17 protein-coding genes are annotated in these 17,679 nt (G+C 67.3%); 4 read left to right on the forward strand and 13 right to left on the reverse strand.

The features are described from left to right. Positions 1-46: 46 nt before the first annotated feature. Both ACGFZ3_RS01460 and ACGFZ3_RS01465 read right to left on the reverse strand, forming a co-directional pair. A complete protein-coding gene (locus ACGFZ3_RS01460; protein ID WP_392915418.1) occupies positions 47-316 on the reverse strand; it encodes a GlsB/YeaQ/YmgE family stress response membrane protein in 270 nt (89 codons plus the stop codon). Positions 317-382: 66 nt separating this feature from the next. Further along, positions 383-1,876 (reverse strand): M20 family metallopeptidase, encoded by a 1,494-nt coding sequence (locus ACGFZ3_RS01465; protein ID WP_392917524.1) that lies wholly within the window; start codon positions 1,874-1,876, stop codon positions 383-385. 199 nt (positions 1,877-2,075) lie between these two features. Here ACGFZ3_RS01465 and ACGFZ3_RS01470 point away from each other — a divergent pair, with 199 nt between their 5' ends. The 4 genes from ACGFZ3_RS01470 (at position 2,076) to ACGFZ3_RS01485 (ending at position 5,313) form a co-directional block, all read left to right on the forward strand. After that, positions 2,076-2,405, forward strand: coding sequence for a ComEA family DNA-binding protein (locus ACGFZ3_RS01470; protein WP_392915421.1), 330 nt, complete (start codon positions 2,076-2,078; stop codon positions 2,403-2,405). 553 nt (positions 2,406-2,958) lie between these two features. Further along, on the forward strand, positions 2,959-3,936 hold the full coding sequence (locus ACGFZ3_RS01475) for a L,D-transpeptidase (protein ID WP_392917527.1): 978 nt from the start codon (positions 2,959-2,961) through the stop codon (positions 3,934-3,936). 25 nt (positions 3,937-3,961) lie between these two features. Further along, complete coding sequence (locus ACGFZ3_RS01480) at positions 3,962-4,687, forward strand: murein L,D-transpeptidase catalytic domain family protein (protein WP_392915424.1); 726 nt, start codon at positions 3,962-3,964, stop codon at positions 4,685-4,687. A 14-nt stretch (positions 4,688-4,701) separates the two neighbouring features. Further along, positions 4,702-5,313 carry a HutD family protein gene (locus tag ACGFZ3_RS01485; RefSeq protein ID WP_392915427.1) on the forward strand — a complete coding sequence of 204 codons (612 nt, stop codon included), beginning with the start codon at positions 4,702-4,704 and terminating at the stop codon, positions 5,311-5,313. Positions 5,314-5,333: 20 nt separating this feature from the next. On the opposite strand, the gene ACGFZ3_RS01490 is transcribed toward ACGFZ3_RS01485, so the two are convergent. The 11 genes from ACGFZ3_RS01490 to ACGFZ3_RS01540 all read right to left on the reverse strand — a co-directional run bounded on the left by ACGFZ3_RS01490 (position 5,334) and on the right by ACGFZ3_RS01540 (position 17,675). After that, complete coding sequence (locus ACGFZ3_RS01490) at positions 5,334-6,944, reverse strand: sulfite reductase subunit alpha (RefSeq protein WP_392915429.1); 1,611 nt, start codon at positions 6,942-6,944, stop codon at positions 5,334-5,336. Continuing rightward, entirely contained in the window at positions 6,941-7,915 is a 975-nt protein-coding gene (locus tag ACGFZ3_RS01495; RefSeq protein WP_392915432.1) for an FAD:protein FMN transferase, read from the reverse strand. Before ACGFZ3_RS01495 ends, ACGFZ3_RS01490 begins: the two co-directional genes overlap by 4 nt. Positions 7,916-7,917: 2 nt before the next feature. Then, entirely contained in the window at positions 7,918-8,724 is an 807-nt protein-coding gene (locus ACGFZ3_RS01500; RefSeq protein WP_392915435.1) for a DUF4198 domain-containing protein, read from the reverse strand. Positions 8,725-8,778: 54 nt separating this feature from the next. After that, a complete protein-coding gene (locus ACGFZ3_RS01505; protein ID WP_392915438.1) occupies positions 8,779-9,297 on the reverse strand; it encodes a DUF2271 domain-containing protein in 519 nt (172 codons plus the stop codon). A 35-nt stretch (positions 9,298-9,332) separates the two neighbouring features. Beyond that, entirely contained in the window at positions 9,333-9,974 is a 642-nt protein-coding gene (locus ACGFZ3_RS01510) for a PepSY-associated TM helix domain-containing protein (protein WP_392915441.1), read from the reverse strand. An 82-nt stretch (positions 9,975-10,056) separates the two neighbouring features. After that, the gene (locus ACGFZ3_RS01515; RefSeq protein WP_392915444.1) at positions 10,057-12,489 is read right to left on the reverse strand and encodes a TonB-dependent receptor domain-containing protein; all 2,433 of its coding nucleotides are present in this window, start codon (positions 12,487-12,489) and stop codon (positions 10,057-10,059) included. Positions 12,490-12,637: 148 nt separating this feature from the next. After that, complete coding sequence (locus ACGFZ3_RS01520; protein ID WP_392915447.1) at positions 12,638-13,066, reverse strand: hypothetical protein; 429 nt, start codon at positions 13,064-13,066, stop codon at positions 12,638-12,640. Positions 13,067-13,161: 95 nt separating this feature from the next. Then, the gene (locus tag ACGFZ3_RS01525) at positions 13,162-13,848 is read right to left on the reverse strand and encodes a Fe2+-dependent dioxygenase (protein WP_392915450.1); all 687 of its coding nucleotides are present in this window, start codon (positions 13,846-13,848) and stop codon (positions 13,162-13,164) included. A gap of 18 nt (positions 13,849-13,866) precedes the next feature. Further along, positions 13,867-16,188 carry a catecholate siderophore receptor Fiu gene (locus tag ACGFZ3_RS01530; protein WP_392915452.1) on the reverse strand — a complete coding sequence of 774 codons (2,322 nt, stop codon included), beginning with the start codon at positions 16,186-16,188 and terminating at the stop codon, positions 13,867-13,869. 621 nt (positions 16,189-16,809) lie between these two features. Beyond that, positions 16,810-17,142, reverse strand: a complete 333-nt coding sequence (locus ACGFZ3_RS01535; RefSeq protein WP_392915455.1) for a non-heme iron oxygenase ferredoxin subunit — start codon at positions 17,140-17,142, stop codon at positions 16,810-16,812. Continuing rightward, on the reverse strand, positions 17,139-17,675 hold the full coding sequence (locus ACGFZ3_RS01540) for a GNAT family N-acetyltransferase (protein ID WP_392915458.1): 537 nt from the start codon (positions 17,673-17,675) through the stop codon (positions 17,139-17,141). Before ACGFZ3_RS01540 ends, ACGFZ3_RS01535 begins: the two co-directional genes overlap by 4 nt. Positions 17,676-17,679 lie beyond the last annotated feature (4 nt).

Below are 17,679 nucleotides of genomic sequence, written 5' to 3' on the forward strand. Positions count from 1 at the left end.
CGAAGCGGCGCCCTGCGGCGCCCGGGAGGAAGTGGGGTAAGGGCGTTCAGCGCTTGCTGCTGAAAAGCCGCAGCAGGGCCAGCACGGCAACGGCACCCAGGATCGCACCGATGAAGCCGGCAGGCTCACCGCGCGCATACCAGCCCATGTACTGGCCAAACCAGCCGGCCACCAATGCGCCGACAATGCCGAGTACGATGGTCAGCAGGCAGCCCATGCGGTTGTTGCCAGGCATCACAAAGCGCCCAAGCAGGCCGACCACGAAGCCGACCAGGATGATGTAGAGCCAGCTGGTGCTGCCGAACAGTCCATTCATTGCGCTGTTTCCCGCAGAAGATTGACGCAGCCTACCAAGGGCAGGCTGCGTCCGTCATCGTCGCTATCAGCAGCAGCCGTGGCCGCCGTGGCGGGTGCCGCTGTCGGCCGCCACCGGCGAACCGCTGGTCTCACCACGCAGGCTGGCCGCGTAGTGCTCGCTGATCACCTTGGACACGCACGCAGTGACCCGCTTGCCCATCGGGATGTGCAGGAATTCGTTCGGGCCGTGTGCGTTGGAATGCGGGCCGAGCACGCCGGTGATCATGAACTGCGCGCCGGGGAACTTCTCGCCCAGCATGCCCATGAACGGAATCGAGCCACCTTCGCCCATGTACATCGCCGGCTTGCCGAAGAAGGTCTGGCTGGCGTCGTCGATGGCCTGGGTCAGCCACGGGGCCATCGCCGGGGCGTTCCAGCCCGATGAGGCCTTTTCCAGGTCCAGCTTCACTTCAGCGCCATTGGGCGGGTCGCGCAGCAGCGCTTCCTTCAGCAGCTCGCCGCAGGCCTTGCCATCGGCGGTCGGCGGCAGGCGCAGCGACAGCTTCACCGCAGTATGCGGGCGCAGCACATTGCCGGCCGAGGCCAGCGGGGGCATGCCGTCCACGCCGGTCACCGACAGCGCCGGGCGCCAGGTGCGGTTGAGCACCAGCTCGGTCAGGTCATCGTTCATCGGCTTGAGGCCGTCGACCATCGGGAACTTCTCGAAGATCTCGGTATCCACCACCTCGGCGGCGCGCTTGGCCTGGGCCTGGCGCTCTTCCGGAATGTCCACGTGCATGCCGTCCAGCAGGATGCGGCCGGTCTTTTCGTCCTCGATGCGCGACAGCAGCTGGCGCAGCAGCCGGAAGCTGGACGGCACCACGCCGGAGGCATCGCCGGAGTGCACGCCTTCGTTGAGCACCTTGACCGAGAAGTTGCCACCGGTCAGGCCGCGCAGCGAAGTGGTGCACCACAGCTGGTCGTAGTTGGCACAACCCGAGTCCAGGCACACCACCAGCGACGGCTTGCCGATGCGCTCGGCCAGGTGGTCCACATAGGCCGGCAGGTCGTAGCTGCCCGATTCCTCACAGGCTTCGATCAGCACCACGCAGCGGGCGTGTGGCAGGTTCTGTTCCTGCAGTGCCAGCACGGCGGCCAGCGAGCCGAAAATGGCGTAGCCGTCGTCGGCACCGCCGCGGCCATACAGCTTGTCGCCGCGCAGCACCGGCACCCACGGACCGAGGTCGTCGTCCCAGCCGGTCATTTCCGGCTGCTTGTCCAGGTGCCCGTACAGCAGCACGGTGTCGTCGCCGGTTTCGGCGCCGGTGGCGGGAATTTCCAGCAGCAGCAGCGGCGTGCGGCCTTCCAGGCGCACCACCTCGACCTTCAGGCCCGGCAGCTTCTGCGCCTTGGCCCAGCTTTCCATCAGGGTGACGGCCTGCTCCATGTAGCCGTTTTCGACCCAATTGGCGTCAAACATCGGCGATTTGTTGGGAATGCGGATGTATTCGACCAATTGAGGAACGATCTCGCTGTCCCACTTGTCACTGACGAATTGGCCGAGCTTGGCGCTGTCCATCTGGTACTCCGAATGCATGTGGCTGATCCCGCCATTCTACGCCTGCGTGGGGGGTAGGGATTTCCCTACACCACGTCAGGTATTTGGCTGGCTGTGTGAAGTTCATGTGGACGATAGGCTGTGTGTATGTGGCGACGCACACTGACTGCCCCGACGGGATGCCGGCAGGAGTCGGTTCGACGCCACAGGGAGCTGCACGATGGGGCCTTGGTTTTCGTGGAAGGCGCTTGCGCTGGCATTGCTGTTGACCGGAACCGCTTCGGCGGCCGACCGCATCAACATCAACACCGCAGATGCGTCGACGCTGCAGCAGGGATTGACGAACGTGGGGCCCCACAAGGCCCAGGCGATCGTGGCGTACCGGCGACAACACGGACCTTTCCTCCGGGTCGAGGACCTGGCACGGGTGAAGGGGATAGGGACAGCAACGGTCGAACGGAATCGGCGACGGATGACGGTGGGGGCCACGGCGGCGCCCACGGCGGCACCGCCCAGGAGGGCAGTACCGGCACCCGTACCAAGGCGCTGACGTAACAGGATGGGTCGCGACCGGCATGACGCCGGTCACGGTGGCCAGGCAGGAGCCGGCCACCTCGACAGCCGCAGGGATGGGGCCCGCAGGGACGCTGCGCGGAAGGATTGGCGCGGATCCACCAGGACGGTGGCATCCATACCCGGGAAGGGGAGGGATGGCGGAACAACATACGGCCGAGTGCATGGAGCATGGCCGGCACCCACACTGGGCAGGACGCACAGGGGGAAGGCGGGATGCCGACAAGGACGTGACGATTGCCCGGTCCGCACAGGGATGTGTGACCGGGCAATTTTGTCTGGCGCATTGGTGGGTTTCAACGTTGGCCCTGCCCATGTCACCGTACCTTTTACGGTGCTGGATGGTTGAACCGGGCCGCGCGCGGTTGACACGCATGGCGTGTCACTACGAAGTTCTACGTGCGCAGGACGATGGCGCTGGCCATCATGGTAGCGACACGCCCTGCGTGTCCTCGACCCACCCGAAGGAAGGCTGCATGCTCACACGTCGCACGCTGCTGAACCGCATCGCCGGTTCGCTTATCGCCGTCATGGCACTCCCGGCATGGTCCGCGCCCGAAGCTGCCAGCCCCACCGACCTCAAGCCGGGCCAGTTCCTCTGGCATCCGGAGATTTCCCCGGCCGGGCCGATCGTGCTGGTGGTCAGCCTGGATGAGCAGCGCGCCTACGTGTACCGCAATGGCATCGCCATCGGCCTGAGCACCATCAGCTCGGGCAAGGCCGGGCATGAAACGCCGACCGGGGTGTTCACCATCCTGCAGAAGGACAAGGACCACAAATCCAATCTCTACAACAGCGCACCCATGCCCTACATGCAGCGCCTGACCTGGGACGGCATCGCGCTGCACGGCGGCAACCTGCCCGGGCATCCCGCGTCGCACGGCTGCGTACGCCTGCCCCAGGCCTTCGCGCAGAAGCTGTTCGGCGAAACCAAGCGGGGCGATACCGTGGTGGTGGCCGACGCGAAGAGCGCGCCGATGACGCTGGCCTATCCGGCGGTGCTTGCGCCGGTGAACAGCACCGGCAAGGCGCTGCTGGAAACCACCCATGCGCCGGACCATTACTGGAACGACAGCGCCGCACCCGCGGGCCAGGTGGGCATCCTGGTCAGCCTGCACGACCAGCGCCTGTATGTGCTGCGCGATGGCGTGCTGATCGGTGAATCGCGGCTGGAAGCCAAGGCGCTGCCGGCGTTCGAGGGCACCACGCTGTTCGTGATGCAGGACGGCTATTCGGACACCGCCAGCCCGCTGGATGCAACCCAGAAGCTGCACAAGTGGACCGCCTACCCGCTGCTGGGGCAGAGCGCCGGCAATGCCACCCCGGATCTGCTGGCCACGCCCAGCCTGCCCATGGCACTGCCGCCGTCTTTTGCCGCGCAGCTGTACAAGGCGCTGGTGCCGGGCACCACGCTGCTGGTGACCAGTCTGCCGGCGGTGCGCCCGGTGGCGGATGAACAGCATCTTCAGCCGGTCTTGGAATCCGACGCAGGCGGGACCACCCTGTAGGGATGGCCCTGCTGGTACCGCGTTGATGCGATCCCTTTCCGTTTCGAGTGCCATCGTTGCCCTGTGCGGGCTGGCGCTGATCGCGCCGGCCGGTATCGCCCGTGCAGCGACTGCCCCCACCCCGCGCGTGTTGCCGCCGGCCCAGCTGGCCGACCTGTTGGCGCGCGCGGCACCCAATGCGGACCGCAAGGTGCTGCAACTGGCCGCCAACGCAATGACCTGCGCCCTGCGCCGGCCGGAGCTGGGCGTGGATCCGGGCCGCTTGAGCGTGATCGACTACTCGCGTCCGTCCACCGAGCAGCGCATGTGGGTGTTTGACCTGGCCCGGCAGAAGCTGTTGTTCGAGGAATGGGTGGCGCATGGCCGCAACAGCGGCGGCAACGCCACCGAGCGCTTTTCCAACCGCGATGGCAGTTTCATGTCCAGCCTCGGCGCATTCACCGCGAAGGAAACCTACATGGGCGGCAATGGGTATTCCCTGCGCCTGGAGGGGCTGGAGCCGGGCTTCAATGACAAGGCGCGCGACCGCGCCATCGTCATCCACGGTGCGCCCTACGTGAACCCCACCATTGCCCGGCTGCAGGGGCGGCTGGGCCGCAGCCTGGGCTGCCCGGCAGTGCGGCTGACCGTGGCGCGGCCGTTGATCGACAGTCTGCGCGGCGGGGCGATGGTGTTCGCCTATTACCCGGACAAGGACTGGCTGGCGCGGTCGCAGCTGCTTGCAACGGACTGCGGCGGCAAGGCCGGCTGAGGCACAATGGCGGCATGTCGACCGCCACCGCATTGAGCGCTGCCACGCGCGTCATTCCCAGCTTTGAATACCGCCGCGAACGCTGGCGCAATGGGCTGGGCTGGACCCGTGAAATCCTGCGTGTGCCGGACAGCGACGCCTGGCAGGTGCGGTTGTCGATTGCCGAGATCGAGCAGGATGCGGCGTTCTCGTCGTTTCCCGGCATCGAGCGCGAACTGGTGCTGCTGCGCGGCGAAGGGCTGCGCCTGCGCTTTGCCGATGGCCGCGTGCACACGTTGCTGCCGCCGCATGATCGGCTGCGTTTTGCCGGCGAAGCGGAGATCCATGGCGAGCTGGTGGACGGGCTGACCCATGACTTCAACCTGATGTGGCGGCGTGACCAGGTGCACGCCGAGCTGTTGCACCGCCCGTTGGTGGGCGATATGTATTTCTTCACCGAGCCGGGAACGGCGTGGGCGATCCATCTGTTGGCCGGACAGGCCGAGTTCGAGGGCGAGGCGGACCTGGCGCCGCTGCAGCAGGGCGATACCGCGTGGCTGGCGGCAGGACCGCGCCGCCGCTACGCGTTGCGCGGTGGCGGCGAGCTGCTCGCGATCCGCTTGGACCAGCGCGACATAACGGCGTAATCCGATCCTGCCGCGCTGGGTCAATAAACGTCGCGGCGGTAGCGGCCGGCGACGATCAGGGCTTCTTTGCCTTCGCGGCCCAACGCCTGTTCGATCACCGCATCCACTGCCGGCGCCATGCCCTGCAGGCTGCCGCAGACCAGGATCGTGGCGCCCTCGCGGACCCACTGGCGCAGGGTGTCCAGCTGCGCGAGCAGGCGGTCCTGCACGTAACGATGCTCACCGCCGTCGCGGCTGAACACGGTGTCCAGGCGTTCGATCATGCCGTCACGCTGCCAGCGTTGCAGGTCGTCCTTGAAGTAGAAATCATGCGCGGCGGTACGCTCGCCGAACAGCAGCCAGTTGCGCCGGGCGCCGAGGTCCACCCGTGCCCGCAGGTGCGCGCGCAGCCCGGCAATGCCGGTGCCGTTGCCTATCAGGATCAGCGGTGCGTCCGGCGCCGGTGCGTGGAAGTTCGGGTTGCTGCGGAAGCGCAGGTCGATGCGCCCGCCCAGCGCCGCGTGATCGCACAGCCAGCCGCTGCCCAGCCCCGGCGTGCCGTCCGGGCGCAGGAGGCGACGCAGCAGCAGCAGCACCTGGCCTTCGGCCGGCATGCTGGCAATGGAATATTCACGGTGCGGCAATGGCTTGAGCGCAGCCACAAGCGCCGCGTCATCGGCCGGTACCGCATCGGGCAGCACCGGCAAGTGCGAACGCGCCAGCCAATCGCGCAGTGGCTGCCCCTCAACCAGAGCCGCGCCATCGCGTCCATGCGTGGCCAGCCAGGCATCGACCTCGACCTGACTGTGCTGCGGACCGATCTCCGCCACATCGCCGGCCTGCCACGCCGGCAGCACGCCATCGACCGGCACCAGGCTCACCCTCCACGTCGCCACGCCGGGGCTGCCGGGATTTTCCTGGCGGCGTGCGTGCAGCTGCCAGGGCTGGTACTGCGCCGGCGCCCAGTCGGGCAGCTCGGTGGCGCTCCCGCCGAGCTGGCCCAGCAGCTGCTGCCAGTGGCGCAGCGCGGCAGGGTCGGCGTTGTCCACTTCCACCGTGTCGAACAGGGGATGCGCGCCGTGCTGGCGCAGCCACGCATCGAGCTGGCGGCCGAACGCGCAGAAATGCCCGTAGCTGCGGTCGCCCAGTGCCAGCACGCCGTAGTGCAGCTGCGGCAACGCCAGCTCCTGCGGCATGACCCGGCGCAGGAAGGGCAGGGTGTGGTCGGGCGGATCGCCCTCGCCGGTGGTGCTGGCAATCAGCAGCAGGCGGCGGGTCTGCCGGAGCAACGCGGCATCCAGCTGGTGCAGTCCGCGCACGCGCACCGGCATGCCGGCCGCGCGCAGTACTTCGGCACTGCGCTCGCAGAGCTGTTGGGCAAACCCGGTCTGGCTGGCCCAGACCAGCAGCGTGGGTGCTTCGCCGGTGGCGCTGCCCGCATCGTCGCGTCGGGCTCCGCGCCACCACAGCAGCGCACACAGCGCGGCATAGGCGGTGAGGCTTCCTGCCGCCCAGCGCCAGCGCGAGGCCAGTGGCGCGCCCAGCCACCAGTCCTCCTGCAGGTGCAGGCGCAACAGCAGCCACGCCAACATGGCGAGCGCCGCCATCACGGCGATATTGCCGAGCACGGCGCGCGACGGGCCGCGCTTCATGTCGCAGCCTCCTGCTCGGCAAGCAACCGGGCAAACGCCGTGCTGAGACGTTCTTCGATGCCCTGCGCCGTGCGAGTGATGAAGCGTGCGGCCAGCGTGTTGGCATTGGCGAACGCAAGCCCTTCCTGCGCGCCCATCACGGTCAACGCTGTGGCCCAGCCATCGGCGTGCATCGCATCGCGTGCGACCACCGTGACCGCCGCGGCCGCGCGACTCACCGGGGCGCCTGCACGCGGGTCCAGCGTGTGGCTGAACTGCGCTCCGTTGTGGCTGAACTGATGCCAGCGGTCGCCCGACGTAGCCACGGCCAGGTCGTCGAGCGCCAGCACGCGCGGCGGCTGCGCGAGTGCGGCTTCTTCTTCGGGGCCGGCTTCCACCAGCACCCGCCACGGTTGTCCATCGGGCTTGCGGCCGTAGCCATGCAGCTCACCGCCTACTTCCACCAGCGCCGCCGGGATGCCTTGCCCTTGCAGCCAGCGGCTCACCAGATCAACGGCAAACCCCTTGGCGATGGCGGAAAGATCCAGTTCCAGCCCACCCGGCTGGAGCAGGCGACCCTCCTGCCTGTGCAGCCGTCGCCAACCACAGCGCGCCTGTGTGGCGGCAAGCTGGGCAGCATCAGGAATGCGTTGCGCGTGTGCGTGCGCACCGAACCCCCACAGCGCGACCAGCGGCCCGACCGTGGGGTCGAACGCCCCTTCGCTGCGTCGGGCGATATCGAGCGCGCAGTCGATCACCTCGGCGAACAGCGCTGGCAGCGGCACCGACGTGCCGGCCGCTGCGCGGTTGAACGCTGCGATGTCGCTGGCCGCTTCCCAGGTGCTCATCTGCGCCACCACCGCATCCAGCTGCGCCTGGATGCCCGCATGCAGCGGGTGCAGGTCGCGGCCGGGCGCGGTGGTCAGTTTGACCTGCCAGGTGGTGCCCATGGTGTGGCCACCGAGGCTGGCGATGTCGTGCAGGATGGACATGGTTACAGCGGCAGCACTTCCAGCGTCGCGACGTAGTTCAGGCGGCGGGTCTTGGCCTGCTTGAGCGTGGTCTTCTTGTCTTCGCTGCTGGTTTCCAGCCAGTACATGCCAGCTTCCGGCCAGGTGACGGAGAACTCGCCCTTCTTGTCGCTGGTGACCTTGATCTCTTCCTGGGCGTTGCGGTAACGCGTGCCGCCACGGGTGATCTCGAAGGCCAGGCCGGCGCGCGGCTTGCCGTCGACCAGCACGCGGAACTTCGCTTCTTCGCCTGCGGCCAGGTCGTTGGGGTGACCCACGGCCACCAGCTCGATGCCCGATTTTGTCGGCGCGAGCGCGGTGCTGTTCGGGGTGCCGTTGGTGACGAAGGTTTCGATGCGGTTGACCGACTGGCTCACCTGCAGCTTCCTGGCCTTCTTCGGTACTTCGGTGGCGAAGGTCGCCACGGTGCCGCGCCAGCGCTTGGGCTTGCCGTCTTCTTCCCACGTCGCCGACAGGCCGTTGTTGACCGAGGCCAGGCGGTAGGTGCCCTGCTGGGTCAGCTCGACATCGAACACGCTGCGGAACTTGCCGGTGGAGGCGTTCTGCGGCTGCACGGTGGTGCCGTCAGGCGCGGTGATGACCAGGCTTTCCAGGCGCAGCGGCACGTGGTTGAAGTAGAACAGGTCGTTGGACACCGCCGCATCGACGGTGATCCACGGGTGTTCACCGGCGATCACGGTCTGCGAGGGCTGCAGCCAGGCCTTGTGGGCCAGTGCGGAGAACGGAAGGGCGGCGGCCAGGGCGGCGGCCAGGACGAGCGAGCGCTTCATCAACAACTCCATGTACAGGTGAGGGGTGCCCTCGACGGGGAGGGCAGTGGAACATCAGGGCTTGGACGACAGCGTGACCAGGCCCAGCTCGGTGCTGCCCTGGGCCTTGCCGGTCTGCGGCGCGGTGGCCGGCCAGGTGAAGGGAATCTTGACCAGCTCGCGGCCGCCGACTTCGCGCACCGCTTCCACCACCAGCGTGTAGTTGCCCGGTGCCAGCGACTTCAGCGCCGGCTGCCTGTCGCTGAACGACAGCGCGTGGGTGCCGGCCGGCTTGGTCGGGCCGGTCAGGCCGTCCACCGGCACCTTGAGCTCGCGGCCACTCTTGCGCCACCACTGGCGCAGGTCCGGCAGCCACTTGGTGCCGTGGCCTTCGCTGTTGCCGGTCTGCTGGTACCAGACCGCCAGGTTGGCGGCGACCTTCTGGTCGGCCCCTTCCAGCCACACCGCCACATACGGGCGGTGGTACTCGGCCACGTTGAGCTTGGGCACCTCGACGTTGATGTCCAGGGTGGTGGCATAGGCCGGCGAGGTGGCCAGCAGGCCGCTCAGGGCGATGGTGAGGGTGACGCGCATGGGTGCGGCTCCGGGACGGGGAAGGGCGAAGGAAGTCAGTGGATCAGGATCAGGGCGATCAGCAGCGGCACCATCAGGCCCAGCCCCACCAGCGGCCAGGTCATGCGGCGCTGGCGGGCATGCAGGTGCAGCAGGAACAGGCCGGTGATGCAGAACACCAGGCAGGCCACGGCGAACACATCGAGGAACCAGCCCCAGGCCGGGCCGGCGTTGCGGCCCTTGTGAAGGTCGTTGAAGTAGGACACCCAGCCACGCGAGGTCGCTTCGTATTCCACCGCACCGCTTTGGCGGTCGATGCTCAACCAGGCGTCGCCGCCGGGGCTGGGCAGGGAGAGATAGATCTCCTCGGCCGACCATTCGGCTGGGCGGCGACCGATGGAAATGCCCAGCTCGCGGTCCAGCCAGCGCACGGCCGGGCGGGGCACCGGGGCGTTGCCGTCGGTGCGGTCGCCCAGCTGACCCAGCAGTTCGGCCGGCAGTTCCAGCTGCCGGTTCACCACCTGCGGCGTGGCCTCGATCTTCGCCGCATGGTTCAGCGTAATCCCGGTGGCGGCAAACAACAGCATGCCGATCAGGCACACCGCCGAGCTGATCCAGTGCCACTGGTGCAGGGTACGCAGCCAGAAGCCACGGCTTTGCTGTTGCTGCACGGCAGAGGAGGGCGAAGGGGCGGCCACGGTCACACAGGAAGAGAGCGAATACCGAATTACACCATTGGTGAGAATGGTTCGCAATTATTGGTCGCGCGGGCGGCGGGCCTCAGAACTTCGCGTTCAACGAAATCCAATAGCTCCGGCGCTGGTCCTTGGTCGCGTAATCGTCCACGCAGTTGTACTCGCTGTCATTGATCAACACGCACGACTGCGAGACGAAATCCTTGTCGAACAGGTTGTTCACCCGCGCGTTCACGGTCAGCCACTGATTGATGTTCCAGCTGCCGCCAAGGTGGAAGATCGTGTAGTCATCGTAGTACCGCACCTGCGACGAGCTCACCCCACCCACATTGGACACCAGCGTGTCGCGATAGCGGTCGTACCGCCCCTCACCGATCAGCGACAGGCTCACCGCCTCGCTGACCTGCCAGTTCAAGCTCGCATTGGCCATGTGCTTGGCTGGCGTGGTGGTGCCGCCTACCGGCTTGCCCTTGTCCACGCCACTGGTCTGCTCGGACTTCGTATAGGTGTAGTTGCCGCGCAGCTGCAGGCTGTCCAGCAGGTCCACGTGCGCGGCTGCCTCCACGCCCCGCGTTTCAGCGGTGTCGATGTTCACGCTCTGGCTGAAGGTGCTGTAGCCCAGCGCGGCCCAGCCCGGGCCCACATCCACGCAGTAGCCACTGCCGGCCGGGGCCACTTCGCAGTTCGGGAAGGTACCCCCGCTGGCGATCTTGTCGTCGAACCTGTTGAAGAACCCGGTGAGGTTGAAGCCCCAGCGCTCGCCCTCGTAGTAGCTGGCGATCTCATGGTTGGTGCTGGTTTCCGGCTGCAGGTTGGGCGAGCCCACCAGCGGGAGCACGCCCTGGCCGCCGAAGCCGGTCACGCCGGGGAACAGCTGGTCCGGGCGCGGGGTCTTGTAGCCGGTGCTCACGCCGCCCTTGAAGGTCCACGCATCGCTGGCGTTCCACACCAGGTAGGCGCGCGGGCTGACGTGGCTGCCGAAGATGTTGTGGTCGTCGTAGCGCACCCCTACCGTTGCGGTCAGTGCATCGGTCAGCGCCCAGTTGTCTTCGGCGAACACCGACCACATGCGGTGCTTCTGCTTGACGTTGTCGCGGTACCCGGCGCCATCCATGCCGAACACCCCGTCAACCATGTCGGTGTCGGTGTACTGGCCGCCAACGGTCAGCGTGTGTGCGTCGAAGCTCATGTCCAGCATGGTGTCCAGCACGTAGCCTTCCAGCTCCATGGTGCGCAGCGGGCGCGGCAGGAAGGCTTCCAGTCGCGCCAGCTCGGTCGGGTTCAACGCCGAAAGACCGTTACGGGTGCCGGCGGCGCAGTTGTTCGCCGCGCCGGTGCGGCGGCACACGTCGTTCCACAGCGTCTGCAGGTCGGCGCGTTCGTCCAGGGTCAACGGCAGCGAGCGGCCCAGGTTGTTGCTCTTGGTGTGGGTGAGCGTGGTCTGCCAGGTGCCGAACGAATAGCGTCCTTGGTGGCTCAGCGCCAGCTGGTCGCGCTCGTAGCGCTGGTAGGCGGTGTAGCCCACGCGCGGCTGCACCACGCGCCGGGTGAGGGTGCCGGTGCCGTTCGGGTTCGGGAGGGTGGCATTGCCCACGCGCCACAGGCTGGCAACGCTGTCCAGCGTGCCGGTCTGGCCTTCGCTGTTGTCGTACTTCTGCCGCGACACGTCGTAATCCAGCGACAGGTCATGGTCGTCATTGAGGGTGAAGCCCAGGCGCACGCCGGTGTTCCAGTTGGTGTTGGCCACCGCCTTGCCGCCGCCGCCGAAGCCGATGCTGCGCGCCCACAGGGTGCCGTCGGGCAGCGGCAGGTCGTCCCATTCCGGGTTCGACGCCTTGGCATCGTAGTAGCTGCCGCGCACGGCCAGCGCCACGCGGTCTTTCACCAGAGGGCCGGTGAGGTACACATCGGTGGTGCGCGCATCGCCGAACTGGTCGTCCTGCTGCACGGTGAAGCCCTGGGTGACCGAACCGTGCCAGTTGTCCTGGTTGCGCCGGGTGATGATGTTGATGACGCCGCCCATGGCATCGGAGCCGTACAGCGTGGACATCGGGCCGCGCACCACTTCGATGCGCTCGATCGCATCCAGCGGCGGCAGGTAGGCGAACTGGCCGCCGCCGAAGTTGTTCGGGTACAGCTGGCCCACGTTGCTCTGGCGGCGGCCATCGATCAGCACCAGCGTGTATTCGGACGGCATGCCGCGCATGGAGATGGTGGCGCGGCCGTTCTTGTCCGTGGTTTCCATGCCCACGTCGATGCCTTCCACGTCGCGCAGCGCATCCACCAGGCTGGTGTACGGGCGCTTGGCCAGTTCCTCGCGGCTGACCACGCTGATGCTGGCCGGGGCGTCGGCGATCTTCTGTTCGAAGCCCGAGGCGGTGACCACCACCTGGTCCAGGGTCTTGGGGTCGCCCGCGACATCACCGGCGGCGAAGGCGGGGGTGCTCAATGCGCCGAGCAGGGCAACGCTCAGTGCGCTGCGGGACAGGGACGTGCAAAGACGATGGCGGTGCGCCATGGGAAATACCTCGAAAAGAACGCGAACGCGGCAATGCCGTGGCCGGCGGCCGCAGCGAATCGGAAAATCGTCAGGAGCCTGGAGTGCAGGCAGCGGCGGTGCGCTCAGCGACGGTCGTGCAGGCGCAGCGACGCGGACGCGCGCGGAATCAGCCCTGCGGTGGCGCCTGGCCGCGCTGGACGCGCAATCCGGGGACCGCCGGCAACGGCGTGGCCGGGGCAGAATCGATGGTAGGTGCCACCTGCGGCGGCAGTTCGGCCAAGGTGGCCATCAGTGCGTCCAGCGATTCGCTTACTGGCGGCTGTGGCAGGCGCGGCGGCGTGGCCGCCGGGCGGGCACCGGCCATCCGGCGCGGCTTTGCCGGCGCTTCTTCCTGCAGGCGGCCTTCGCCGCTGGGACGTTCTTCGGAAGGCTGCTGCAGCACCAGCGCGGCGGTGCCGGGCAGGCGGTGCTCCAGCAGGGGCAGGCTGCCCAGCAGCATCGACAGCAGGGCCAGCCACGCCAGCACCGTCGCCAGCGCCGGGCGCTGCCCGCGCATGGCGGGGGCAAAGCTGCGGTGGTGGTGGGGGTGGCGCAAGGCGGGATACCTGTTGACGGCGCACCAGCAGGTCTGGCGCGGCGGGCATTGTAGAGAGCGGCCGACGCAAATGCAAATAGGAATGATTTACAGCGTCAGGTCTCGCTCCAGCGCCGCAGCAGGTTGTGATACACCCCGGTCAACTGCAGCACCGCCCCCGCATCGCCGCCGGTGACGCGCAGCTTCTCGATCGCGCCATCCATCTCCAGCAGCATCCGCCGTGCGCCGTCGTCGCGGACCATGCTCTGCACCCAGAAGAACGAGGCCAGCCGTGCCCCCTGTGTGACCGGGTTGACCTTGTGCAGGCTGCTGGACGGGTACAGCACCAGGTCGCCGGCAGGCAGCTTCACCTCATGCTCGCCGTAGGTATCGCTGATGACCAGTTCGCCACCTTCGTAGTCCTCCGGCGCGTTGAGGAATAACGTGCATGACACGTCCGAGCGCAGGTGGCTGCGCACGCCCTGGCTGTCGGTGATCATCACCGCGCCATCCACATGGAAGCCATACTCGCCACCGCCCTGGTAGCGGTTGAAACGCGGGGGCAGGATACGCAGCGGCAGTGCGGCGGCGAAGAACAGCGGGTGCCGTTCCAATGCCGCCAGCACGATCCTGCCCAGCTCGACCTTCAGCGGTGAGGCGTCAGGCAACTGCTGGTTGCGCTTGACCTGCGCGCCCTGCACGCCCACGGTCTCGCGGCCGTCGGCCCAGTCCGCCGCCGCAAGCGCGCGCTGCAGGTGGGCCAGTTCGTCGGCAGTGAGGACATCGGGGACGTGCAGGAGCATGGCAGGGTCCTTGGTGGATCAGAAGCGGAAGTCCGCGCTGAACAGCACGCTGCGCGGGGCGCCCGGGGTGTAACGGTAGCCGCTCTTGTTGATCGCGGCCACATAGTCCTTGTCGAACAGGTTGTAGGCGTTCAAGCGCAGCACCAGGTGCTCGTTGATTTCATACGAGGCCACTGCGTCGTACACCGTGTACGACTTGGTGAACGCCGGGGTACCCACCGCGCCGTCGGTACCGCGGTGCATGCGGCCGGCGTAACGCACGCCACCGCCCACGGTCAGGCCGAACGGGAAGGTGTAGCTGGTCCAGCTGGTGAAGGTCGCACCCGGGGTGTAGGTCAGGTTGCGGGTGCCATCGGCGGCCACGTTGGCGCCTTCCTCCACTTCGGTATCCAGGTGGCTGTAGCCGGCCGACACCGACCAGTTCTCGGTGATGCGGCCCACGGTGGACACCTCGATGCCCTGCACCGACTTTTTGCCGGTCTGGGTCGGGTTGCCGGCATCGTCCAGCACCTGGGTGTTGATCTCGTTGCTGACTTCGGTCTTGAACAGCGCGACGTTGAAAGCGAGTGCGTCATCGAGGAACGCCCACTTGGTGCCCACTTCAAGCGTCTTGGCCTTCTGCGGGTCCAGGCTGGGGTTGTCGGCGCTGCTGGCCGAGCTGCTCAGCTGGAAGTTGCTGCCGCCCGGGGGCTGCTGGGACAGCGCGTAGTTGCCGTACAGGCTGACGATGTCGCCGACCTTGTACACCGCGCCCAGTTTCCAGTTGAGCAGGGTGTCGGAATGCTCCAGCGACGGGTTGGGAATCACCGTGCCCACCGGGTTGCTGCCGCACGCCGGGCCGCGCCCGCCGCACACCACCGCGCTCTGGTACTCGGTCTTGTAATGGTCCGCACGCAGGCCGGCGGTGACCAGGAAGCTGTCGGTGAAGTTCAGCGTATCGAACAGGTATACCGACGAGGTGGTGGTCTTGCCGCGGCTGTCGGCGCCGTTGTGCGCCCAGGTCAGGCCGGTGGCGTTCCAGTCCGGGGTGTACAGGTTGGCCGGCGACCAGGTGGTGCCGTTGGTGGCCGCCTGGCCGAAGCTCTTGAGCTCCTCGCGGGTGAACTCCACGCCGGTGCTCAGGTTGTGCACGATGCTGCCGGTGCTGAAATCCGCGCGCAGGTTGAGCTGGTCGGTGAGGATGGTGTTCTGCTGGTCCTTGAAGGTCGGCAGGCTGCGCGCGATGGTGTAAGTGTCCAGGTTGTTGCGGTCGGTGTAGCGGATGTTGCCGCTGGGGGCGCCGTTGGCCCCGCGCGTGCCGGTGCCCATGAACGCGGTGAGCAGATAGTCCTGGTCGGTGCGGCCCCAACGTGCGGTGTTGGTCAGGCGCACGTTGTCATTGAAGTCATGCTCGATGCGGAAGGTGGCCATCTTCGCGGTGACATCGTCATGGTCGGCGCGGGTGCCGTAGAAGTTCTCCGGGTTTACCGGACGGCCGGCCAGCTGTTCCAGCGTGGGCTGCGGGGTCCAGCCGGGCAGGCCGAGAGTGGGCACGCCGCCGTCGGGCACGTTCTGCTGGTCCACGTACAGCAGGTTGAGGATATAGCGGGTGCTGGTCCCCAGCCCGAACGCCAGGGACGGCGCGATGCCCCAGCGTGAGTTGTTGACGTGGTCGCGACCCGGCTGGTCGCTGTCCTGCCACATGGCATTCAGGCGCAGCGCGCTGGTGGCGCCCAGGGTCTGGTTCCAGTCGGCCGACGCGCGCTGCTGGCTGTCACTGCCGACCGATACGGTGCCACTCACTTCGTCATGCAGGTTGGCCTGCTTGCTCACCATGTTGATCGAACCGGTGGGCGCGGAGCGGCCGTTGTCGGTGCCGGCCGGGCCCTTGGATACTTCCACCTGTTCGGTGTTGAACACATCGCGCGAGATCGAGCCGACATCGCGCACGCCGTCCACGAAGATGCTGCTGGAAGTATCGAAGCCGCGCATGAAGATGCTGTCGCCGGTATTGGTGTTGCCGTTCTCGCCGACATAGAACGTGCCCACGCCCGGGCTGTTGCGCAGCGCATCGGTCAGTGTGGTGGCGCCCTGCTGGGTGAACAGGTCGCGGCTGATGATCTGGATGGTCTGCGGGGTGTCCTGCAGGGACTGGGTGAACTTGGGCGAGGCGACCTTGTCCACCTTGAAGCCGCGGGCAGCCTGCACCTGCACCTGGTCCAGCGTGCGCGGGGTGTCGCTGGCCGACTCGGCCTGGGCGGCCACCGGCAGCATGGCCAGGCTGAGCCCGGTGACGAGGCCGGCGGTGGCCAGGCTGGCGGCACTGCGTGCGGGGGAGGAATGCTTGCGGCTCTTGATCATGGTGGTGGTAGACCTGGAAACGGAATGAGGAATGCCGCCGGGCGCGCAGCGTGGGGCGCGCACGCAGGGGCGTGGACGGGAGATCGGGTACGGGGGTGCGACGTGCGGAAAAGCAGTCAGGAACTACGCGCGGGCCGGTGGGGCCTGGGACAGGTGCGAGCGCAGCGTGCGCGCAGGGATGGGGGTTGCATCCCATGGCGCCGCGGATGCGATGGCCACCAGGTCTGCGGCGGCGTCTGACGACGGCAGGGCAGCGGGTACCTTGCCCTGGCGACCGGGGTCGGGATCTTTCTCGACAACGGCTGACACGTGTACCGCGATGTCCCGCCGGTCGGGTACCGGTTTCCCGGATTGAAGTGCGGAGTCTGCAGACACCACCGGACCCGCTGGCCCTGGCCGATCTGCTGACAGCTGAGTCCCCAGCCAGCCGAGGATGCCCGCCAACAGGCACGCCAGCAGCACCGCACTCAGCAGCAGCGGGTCGGGGCGGGCAGCGGTGGCGTCACGGACGAGGGCCATGACGATAAATTAACAGAAACGATAATGATTCGCATCCACTATATGGTGCGAAGTGTCACAGAACCCTTCCCAAGCGGGGAACGGTTGTTCAGTTCTGTGAAATCAGTCGCGGTCGTCGCGGGTCCACACGGCGTCGTGTTCGCGCTTCACCGGAAACTTCGGCACCGCCGTATAGGCAGGGGCACACAGGGCACGGCCATCGCGCACATCGAAGCGCGCGCTGTGCAGCACGCACTCGATGCTGCCTTCCTCGGTATCGAACGTGCCCGATGACAGTTCGAATTCCTCATGGGTGCACTGGTCTTCAAGGGCGTACAGCTCGCCGTCCAGGTTGAACACCACGATCGGCGTACCGGTGACTTCGTCGAAAGTGCTCTTCATCTCGCCCGGCAGCAGCTCGGCCGTGGCGCAGACGAAGGTCCAGGTCCCGCTCATGCGTGGGCCGCCAGGGGCTTTTCCAGGATCTCGAAGCGCAGGTCATCGCGCTTGGGAATGCCGAAGCGCTCATCCCCGTAAGGGAACGGCTTCTTGATGCCGGTACGCTGGTAGCCACGGCGTTCGTAGAAGGCGATCAGCTCGTCGCGGATGTCGATCACCGTCATCTGCATCACCGGCACGCCCCATTCGCGCGCGGCGTGGGCTTCGGCCGCGTCCATCACCTGCTTGCCGATGCCGCCGCCCTGCTGGGCCGGGTCCACCGAAAACATGCCGAAGTAGCCCTTGCCGTGGTCGTCGGCCACATGCGCGCAGGCCAGCAGCTGGCCGTCGCGTTCGGCCAGCAGGACAGTGCTGCGCGGGCGCTCGATATCGGCTTGCAGGCCGGTTGCGTCAATGCGCGCGCCATCCAGCATGTCCGCTTCGGTGGTCCAGCCGGCGCGGCTGGTGTCGCCACGGTAGGCCGAGGTGACCAGGGTGATCAGGGCGGGAATGTCGGCCAGCGTGGCCGCACGGAAGGTCAGGGTACTCATGCCG

The sequence above is a fragment of the Stenotrophomonas sp. NPDC047960 genome (assembly GCF_043204395.1).
GTDB lineage: Bacteria > Pseudomonadota > Gammaproteobacteria > Xanthomonadales > Xanthomonadaceae > Stenotrophomonas.

Excerpts from the sequence above, each read along its gene's own strand:
- ACGFZ3_RS01460 (WP_392915418.1), bottom strand. The coding sequence starts at position 316 with ATGAATGGACTGTTCGGCAGCACCAGCTGGCTCTACATCATCCTGGTC.
- ACGFZ3_RS01465 (WP_392917524.1), bottom strand. The coding sequence starts at position 1,876 with ATGGACAGCGCCAAGCTCGGCCAATTCGTCAGTGACAAGTGGGACAGC.
- ACGFZ3_RS01470 (WP_392915421.1), top strand. The coding sequence starts at position 2,076 with ATGGGGCCTTGGTTTTCGTGGAAGGCGCTTGCGCTGGCATTGCTGTTG.
- ACGFZ3_RS01475 (WP_392917527.1), top strand. The coding sequence starts at position 2,959 with ATGGCACTCCCGGCATGGTCCGCGCCCGAAGCTGCCAGCCCCACCGAC.
- ACGFZ3_RS01480 (WP_392915424.1), top strand. The coding sequence starts at position 3,962 with ATGCGATCCCTTTCCGTTTCGAGTGCCATCGTTGCCCTGTGCGGGCTG.
- ACGFZ3_RS01485 (WP_392915427.1), top strand. The coding sequence starts at position 4,702 with ATGTCGACCGCCACCGCATTGAGCGCTGCCACGCGCGTCATTCCCAGC.
- ACGFZ3_RS01490 (WP_392915429.1), bottom strand. The coding sequence starts at position 6,944 with ATGAAGCGCGGCCCGTCGCGCGCCGTGCTCGGCAATATCGCCGTGATG.
- ACGFZ3_RS01495 (WP_392915432.1), bottom strand. The coding sequence starts at position 7,915 with ATGTCCATCCTGCACGACATCGCCAGCCTCGGTGGCCACACCATGGGC.
- ACGFZ3_RS01500 (WP_392915435.1), bottom strand. The coding sequence starts at position 8,724 with ATGAAGCGCTCGCTCGTCCTGGCCGCCGCCCTGGCCGCCGCCCTTCCG.
- ACGFZ3_RS01505 (WP_392915438.1), bottom strand. The coding sequence starts at position 9,297 with ATGCGCGTCACCCTCACCATCGCCCTGAGCGGCCTGCTGGCCACCTCG.
- ACGFZ3_RS01515 (WP_392915444.1), bottom strand. The coding sequence starts at position 12,489 with ATGGCGCACCGCCATCGTCTTTGCACGTCCCTGTCCCGCAGCGCACTG.
- ACGFZ3_RS01525 (WP_392915450.1), bottom strand. The coding sequence starts at position 13,848 with ATGCTCCTGCACGTCCCCGATGTCCTCACTGCCGACGAACTGGCCCAC.
- ACGFZ3_RS01530 (WP_392915452.1), bottom strand. The coding sequence starts at position 16,188 with ATGATCAAGAGCCGCAAGCATTCCTCCCCCGCACGCAGTGCCGCCAGC.
- ACGFZ3_RS01535 (WP_392915455.1), bottom strand. The coding sequence starts at position 17,142 with ATGAGCGGGACCTGGACCTTCGTCTGCGCCACGGCCGAGCTGCTGCCG.
- ACGFZ3_RS01540 (WP_392915458.1), bottom strand. The coding sequence starts at position 17,675 with ATGAGTACCCTGACCTTCCGTGCGGCCACGCTGGCCGACATTCCCGCC.